The 6,537-nt window shown below is 71.5% G+C and carries 6 protein-coding genes; 4 read left to right on the forward strand and 2 right to left on the reverse strand.

Translation table 11 applies throughout. The features are described from left to right. Together OZ948_19670 and OZ948_19675 are read left to right on the forward strand one after the other, a co-directional pair. A partial coding sequence (locus OZ948_19670) for an RHS repeat-associated core domain-containing protein (protein ID MEB2346938.1) occupies positions 1-728 on the forward strand: 728 nt, incomplete at its 5' end. Between the two features lie 34 nt (positions 729-762). Beyond that, positions 763-1,083, forward strand: a complete 321-nt coding sequence (locus OZ948_19675; protein ID MEB2346939.1) for a hypothetical protein — start codon at positions 763-765, stop codon at positions 1,081-1,083. A gap of 22 nt (positions 1,084-1,105) precedes the next feature. On the opposite strand, the gene OZ948_19680 is transcribed toward OZ948_19675, so the two are convergent. Then, positions 1,106-1,468 (reverse strand): helix-turn-helix transcriptional regulator, encoded by a 363-nt coding sequence (locus tag OZ948_19680; protein ID MEB2346940.1) that lies wholly within the window; start codon positions 1,466-1,468, stop codon positions 1,106-1,108. 192 nt (positions 1,469-1,660) lie between these two features. Between OZ948_19680 and OZ948_19685 the strand changes: the two genes are divergently transcribed. Both OZ948_19685 and xerC read left to right on the forward strand, forming a co-directional pair. Then, positions 1,661-4,792: a CHC2 zinc finger domain-containing protein gene (locus OZ948_19685; protein MEB2346941.1), complete on the forward strand. Its 3,132-nt coding sequence runs from the start codon at positions 1,661-1,663 to the stop codon at positions 4,790-4,792. Then, positions 4,789-5,907, forward strand: coding sequence for a site-specific tyrosine recombinase XerC (gene xerC, locus OZ948_19690; protein ID MEB2346942.1), 1,119 nt, complete (start codon positions 4,789-4,791; stop codon positions 5,905-5,907). The genes OZ948_19685 and xerC overlap by 4 nt, the downstream gene beginning before the upstream one ends. A 277-nt stretch (positions 5,908-6,184) precedes the next feature. On the opposite strand, the gene OZ948_19695 is transcribed toward xerC, so the two are convergent. Further along, positions 6,185-6,379 carry a hypothetical protein gene (locus tag OZ948_19695; protein ID MEB2346943.1) on the reverse strand — a complete coding sequence of 65 codons (195 nt, stop codon included), beginning with the start codon at positions 6,377-6,379 and terminating at the stop codon, positions 6,185-6,187. Between the last annotated feature and the right edge of the window lie 158 nt (positions 6,380-6,537).

Below are 6,537 nucleotides of genomic sequence, written 5' to 3' on the forward strand. Positions count from 1 at the left end.
TGGTGAAGGGCGGCACCACCTACCGGATCCTCTCCGACCAGGTGGGGAGCGTGCGGCTCGTGGTGGACGCGAACACCGGCGCCGTCGCGCAGCGGATCGACTACGACGCCTTCGGCAACGTGCTCGCGGACACCAACCCGGGCTTCCAGCCGTTCGGGTTCGCGGGCGGGCTTACCGACATTGACACCGGGCTCGTGCGCTTCGGAGCGCGCGACTATGACCCGGCTGTCGGGCGGTGGACGAGCAAGGATCCGATTCGGTTCGACACCGGGGAGTGGAACTCTTACGGCTATGCGATCGGTGATCCGGTGGGCTTGGTCGATCCCAATGGGCTTTGGGCGGTCTCTCTCGAGGGCTACGCCGGCTACGGAGGCCGCGCCAGCCTCGGGGTCAGCGGCAACGGCCGGTTCTTCTTCTCGCTCGGTATAGGTGTTGGCCTCGGTTTCGGAGCGGGGTTCGATCCTACAGGGGAGCCGCCCGGCGCAGGGCCGTGTCCACGCGGCGGGGGGCCGGGCATCAACTTGAGCGTTGCTGGTAGCGCGGGTCTTGGTGCCGGGCCGGTCTCGGCCGCAGTGGAGAAGAGGCTTGGCTTCGGTCTCGATGGTCCGGGACAACCGAGAGGATTCAACGACACCACGTTGAGTAGATCGACTTCCTTGGATGATTGGCGGCCTCAGTTTAGAGCGTCAGCCTCGGCCACGGTGAACCTCACGTTCATCGGAAAGTAGTCCTCGCGTGAGTCCTTTCTCGAGAGAAGTGATCGTGGCTCTCGTTGGGGGCACCTCCGTGCTCGCCGCGCTGGCCATCTTCGACGTCCGCGGCGAACAGGTGGGTAGCCGAGAGATTGCCTGGATCGCCTCGTGTTTGGCGATGAGCGTCGTGGGCGCGGTCGCGACCGTCGGCCTCTTGAGGCGAGCCAGGTGGGCGCCCATGGGCGTAGCGGCGTGGAGCGGTATGGCTGTGCTCCTGACGATCGTTGCGCAGCTTCTGAGCAGGAATCCGCTTCCCTGGCTCGTGGTGGTGATCTTCGTCGGCGTGATGGTGCTTCTCTCGATGAAGATCGTCCGGTCGTTGAGCGGCTGAGCCATCGGCTGCGACCGCGTCTTTAGCCGCGTCCGACGCTCCGCGCCGCGGTGAGCGAGTTGACGAGTCGGATGACGGCGCGGCGGTCCTTCTCGGGGAGCGAGAGGACCTGCTGGAACTTCTTCCACAGGCGGCGGGCCTCGGGGTCCTCGGGGGCGGCGCGCAGCGGCCGCAGGGGCTTGAGGCCGAGCAGCTCGTCGCTCGAGACCTTGAGCACCTGGGCGAGCTCGACGACGACGGCGGTGGGCGGGTACTCGGCGACGGTCTCGTAGGCGGAGATCGCGCGCTGGCTCGAGCCGATCATGGCGGCGAGCTGGGCCTGGGTGATGCCGCGCTCGGCGCGCAGCTCGGCGAGCCGCTCTCCGAACGCAGACGTGGGGCGCACCTTCCTCGGCATCGTGGGGCCGAGTGTAAGGGCGGGTTCCGCCATTCCCGGGGTTCTCCGAGAGCGCGCTTGCCTCTGTGATACTCTAAATGTATATACCGGTGGACGGCATCCGGCCACCCGAAAAAGTCCCGCCCGGCGTCGCTTCGGACTTGACAGGGTTTCGGCCGGAGGGGGAAGGAGGGCCCTCGCATGGCGCGCATCCCGGCGGCGGAGCTCGAGCGGCTGAAGGCGGAGGTCTCGCTCGTGCGCCTGGCCGAGGCGCGCGGCGTGCGGCTCGAGCGCCGCGGCGGCGATCTCGTGGGCCTGTGCCCCTTCCACGACGACCGCGAGCCGAGCCTCGTCGTCACGCCGGCGAAGAACCTCTGGCACTGCCTCGGCGCCTGCCAGGCGGGCGGCACGGTGGTGGACTGGGTGATGCGGGCCGAGGGCGTCTCCTTCCGCCACGCGGTCGAGCTCCTGCGGCGCGACCTTCCTTCCTTAGCCGCTGCTTCCTCCGGCGCTCCGCCGCCGCGGCGCTCGACGGTGCCGAAGCTGCCGAGCCTGCTCGACGCCACGGCCGAGGACGCCCAGCTCCTGCAAGACGTGGTGGCCTTCTACCACCAGACGCTCCTCAAGACGGAGGAGGCGCGCGCGTATCTCGCGAGCCGCGGCCTCGGGAGCGAGGCGGCGGTGCGCCGCTTCCAGCTCGGCTTTGCGAACCGCACGCTCGGCTACCGGATGCCGGCGAAGAACCGCAAGGAGGGGGAGGCGATCCGCGGCCGCCTGACACACCTGGGCGTCTTGCGCGAGAGCGGCCACGAGCACCTCGCCGGCTCGCTCGTGATCCCGATCTTCGACGAGGACGGCCGCGTGGCCGAGCTCTACGGCCGCAAGGTGACGCGCAACCTGCGGCCCGGGACGCCGGACCACCTCTACCTCCCCGGGCCGCACCGCGGCGTCTGGAACTACGAGGCCTTGCGCGAGCACGACGAGGTGATCCTGTGCGAGGCGCTCCTCGATGCGCTCACCTTCTGGGAGGCGGGCTTTCGCAACGTGACGGCGGCCTATGGGACGCAGGGCTTCACGAAGGACCACCGCGAGGCCTTCCGCCGCCATGGCATCCAGCGCGTGCTGCTCGCCTACGACCGCGACGCCGCCGGCGAGGAAGCGGCGGAGAAGCTGGCACGCGAGCTCCAGGCCGACGGCATCGGCTGCTACCGGATCCTCTTTCCCAAGGGCATGGACGCGAACGAGTACGCGTTGAAGGTGCAGCCCGCGGCGAAGAGCCTCGAGATCCTGATCCGCAAGGCCACGTGGCTCGGCAAGGGGAGCGGGCCGGCGGTGGCGACGCGGTGGGTGGCACCGGAAGAAGCAGAGCAGACGGCGGCTAAGGAACAGAGCCAGGAGGAGGTCGCCGACCTCCTCCCCGAGCAAGTGACGCTGGAGAGCGGCGCCGACTCTCTTCCCTTAGCCGCTCTCGTGGAGCCCGCCGAAGCGCAGGAGCCGCGCGCCACCCCGGAGCCGCGCGCCCAGGACGCGCCGCTCCCCGAGGCCACGGTGCGCGGCGACGAGGTGGAGCTGCGCATCGGCGACCGGCGCTGGCGGGTGCGCGGGCTGGCCAGGAACAAGGCCCCCGACCAGCTGCGCGTGAACCTGCTCGTCGCGCGTGAGAGCCGCGAGCCGGGCCTGGCGCTCGGCTTCCACGTCGACACGCTCGACCTCTACGCCGCGAAGCCGCGCCAGGCCTTCCTCGCGCAAGCGGCCGAGGAGCTCGCCCTCGAGCCGCGCGTCGTGAAGCGCGACCTCGGCCTCGTGCTGCTCCGGCTCGAGGCGCTGCAGGAGGAGCAGCGCAAGCAAGAGGCCCCTGCTCCCGAGGCCGCGCCGGCGATGAGCGACGCCGAGCGCGCCGAGGCGCTCGGGCTTCTGCGCGATCCCCAGCTCCTCGAGCGGCTGCTCGCCGACTTCGACGCCTGCGGGGTCGTGGGCGAGGAGACGAACAAGCTCGTGGGCTACCTGGCCGCGGTCTCGCGCAAGCTCGACCAGCCGCTCGCCGTCGTGATCCAGTCGAGCTCGGCCGCCGGCAAGAGCTCGCTCATGGAGGCGGTCTTGGCCTTTGTGCCCGAGGAGGAGCGCGTCCAGTACTCGGCGATGACGGGCCAGTCGCTCTTCTACCTCGGCGAGGAGGACCTGCGCCACAAGGTGCTGGCGCTCGTCGAAGGCGAGGGCGCCGAGCGAGCGGCCTATGCGCTGAAGCTCCTGCAGAGCGAGGGCGAGCTCTCGATCGCGAGCACGGGCAAGGACCCCGAGACGGGCCGCCTCGTGACCCACACCTACCACGTGGCGGGGCCCGTGGCGCTCTTCCTCACGACGACGGCGATCGAGATCGACGAGGAGCTGCTGAACCGCTGCCTGGTCCTCACCGTCGACGAGGGCCGCGAGCAGACGCGCGCGATCCACCGCCTGCAGCGCGAGCGCCAGACGCTCGAGGGACTGCTCGCGAGCCGCGACCGCGAGCACCGGCTGCGCGTCCACCGCAACGCCCAGCGCCTGCTCCGCCCGCTGCTCGTCGCGAACCCCTACGCCCGCGCGCTCACCTTCCCCGGCCACCAGACGCGGACCCGGCGCGACCACGTGAAGTACCTGACGCTGATCCGCGCCGTGACCCTCCTCCACCAGTACCAGCGCCCCGTGCGCACCGTTGCGCACCGCGGGGAGGCCCTGGCCTACGTCGAGGTGACGCGGGACGACATCGCCCTCGCCAACCGGCTGGCCCATGCGGTGCTCGGCCGCTCGCTCGACGAGCTTCCGCCGCAGACGCGCCGGCTCCTGGGTCTCCTCGATGCGTGGGTGCGCGAGCGGGCGAAGGCGCAGGGCGTGGACCCCGCCGACGTGCGCTTCACGCGGCGAGAGGTGCGCGAGGCCACCGGCTGGTCGGACTTCCCGGTGCGCGTGCACCTCGCGCGGCTCGTCGCCCTCGAGCACGTCCTCGTCCACCACGGCGGCGCCGGCCAGCGCTTCGTCTACGAGCTCGCGGCCGGGAGCGAGCGCGCAGGCGAGGCGCCGCAGCTTCCGGGGCTCCTCGATCCCGCCACGCTCGATGGCCGCGCCTACGACGCGGACCTCGATGGGGCGGAGGCCGACCTCGATGGGACCGTGAGCCCCGCTCGCTGGGGGGTGGATGGCGGGTCGCTGGCCGCGCCGGCGAACGGAAGTGCAGGCGACAGCGCGGCTTCTGCCGAAACCGCGAGCGAGGAGCCCGAATCCACTTCCTCGGTGCGCTCGCTCGCACCGTCGTACCCGCACGCCACTCCTTCCTTAGCCGCCAGAGCGGCCGCCCGATGACGGCGCGCCGGCGCCGCCGACGACGCGCAGCGCCGCCGCCGCCGTGCGCACCCGCGGCCGACGAGGACCCCCGCAGCCTCGGCCTCTGGATCCGCCGCCACCTCGAGTGGCTGGCCGTCCAGAACTACTCGCCGCGCACGATCGACGCGCGCCGGCGCGTGCTCGCGGGCTTCCACGCCTGGTGCGCCGAGCGCGCGCTCGCGCGGCCCGAGGAGGTCACCAAGCCCATCCTCGAGCGCTACCAGCGCTGGCTCTTCTACCGGCGCAAGGCCGACGGCACGCCGCTCAGCTTCCGCAGCCAGCACCACCACCTCGTCCCCGTGCGCCAGCTCTTCCGCTGGCTCGCGCGCGAGAACGCGATCCCCTGGAACCCGGCGAGCGAGCTCACGCTGCCGCGGCTCGAACAGCGGCTGCCCAAGTACGTGCTGACGGCACGCGAGGCCCTGCGCGTCCTCGCCGAGCCCGACGTGCGCGACCCCTTCGGCCTGCGCGACCGCGCCATGCTCGAGACCCTCTACTCGACCGGGATCCGTCGGCTCGAGCTCGCGGGGCTACGCGTCACCGACCTCGACGCCGAGCGCGGGACGATCGTCGTGCGCCAGGGCAAGGGACGCAAGGACCGCATGATCCCGATCGGCGAGGCGGCGATCGCCTGGATCCGCCGCTACCAGGACGAGGTGCGCCCCGAGCTCGTCGTGCCGCCCGACGAAGGCGTGCTCTTCCTCAGCCGCGAGGGCGGCCCGCTCTCGCCGCGCTGGCTCACCGCCGTCGTCGGCCGCTACGTCGAGGCCGCCGGGATCGGCAAGCGCGGCGCCTGCCACCTCTTCCGCCACACCATGGCCACCGTCATGCTCGAGAACGGCGCCGACATCCGCTTCATCCAGCAGATGCTCGGCCACGTCCACCTCTCGACCACCGAGATCTACACCCAGGTCTCGATCCGCAAGCTCCAGCAGATCCACGCGCTGACCCACCCGACGGCGCGGATCGAGCCCGCTACGGCAAGACCTCTGCGGCCCCTCGGCGGCGACGAGGACGAGGCGCGTGCCGCGCTGCTCGCTTCCCTGGACGCCGAGGCGGTCGAAGAAGCGCACGACGTCGACAGCTCCGGCTGACCGCGGCGGTGCACTCCCGCCGCCGAGCGCCAGCCGCCGCGGCGCCGAGAAGCGGCCCGAATCGGCAGCGGTTCGGCAGCGCGACGGACGGCGGAAGAGCAGGAGCACGGCAGCTCGTGTGCACGGGTGGTGTCGAGAATCGAGCAGCGGAGAGGTGGTGCTGGGCCACGAAGGATGCGAGTGCAAGATAAGGGGGGTCCATTTCTCCGGAGGACCGCGTCGGGGCTTAGCTTTTCGTGGCCCATGCCCTGCCTGCGTGGGCCACGATGGCCCACCTTCAGCCGCCGCGCCAAGGCTCGAAGACCCGCGGCCGGCGCCGCCCGTGGTACACCGCCAGCACGTCGACACGGTCCTCCCGCACGACGCAGAAGACGCCGTCCGCGCGGCGCTGGAGCGAGGTCCGCTGCACCGGCTCTGCACAGCGAAACGCCTCGGGGACACCCAGGGAGCTGCAGGTCCAGAGCCGCTTCACCGCCCGCCCCGGGCGGCCGAAAACACGCATCAGGGCGAAAAAGCGCGACGCGCCAGGCCGCGTCCGGCAGCAGCGGAGGTAACCTCCCGACCGTGGTGGCGGAAGTCGCTTCGCGTACGACGGATCGCGTCGGGTGCCCTCCTTTGGTGAAGGGCGGC

The sequence above is a fragment of the Deltaproteobacteria bacterium genome, assembly GCA_035063765.1.
Classification (GTDB): Bacteria; Myxococcota_A; UBA9160; order UBA9160; family PR03; genus CAADGG01.

Excerpts from the sequence above, each read along its gene's own strand:
- xerC (MEB2346942.1), top strand. The coding sequence starts at position 4,789 with ATGACGGCGCGCCGGCGCCGCCGACGACGCGCAGCGCCGCCGCCGCCG.
- OZ948_19685 (MEB2346941.1), top strand. The coding sequence starts at position 1,661 with ATGGCGCGCATCCCGGCGGCGGAGCTCGAGCGGCTGAAGGCGGAGGTC.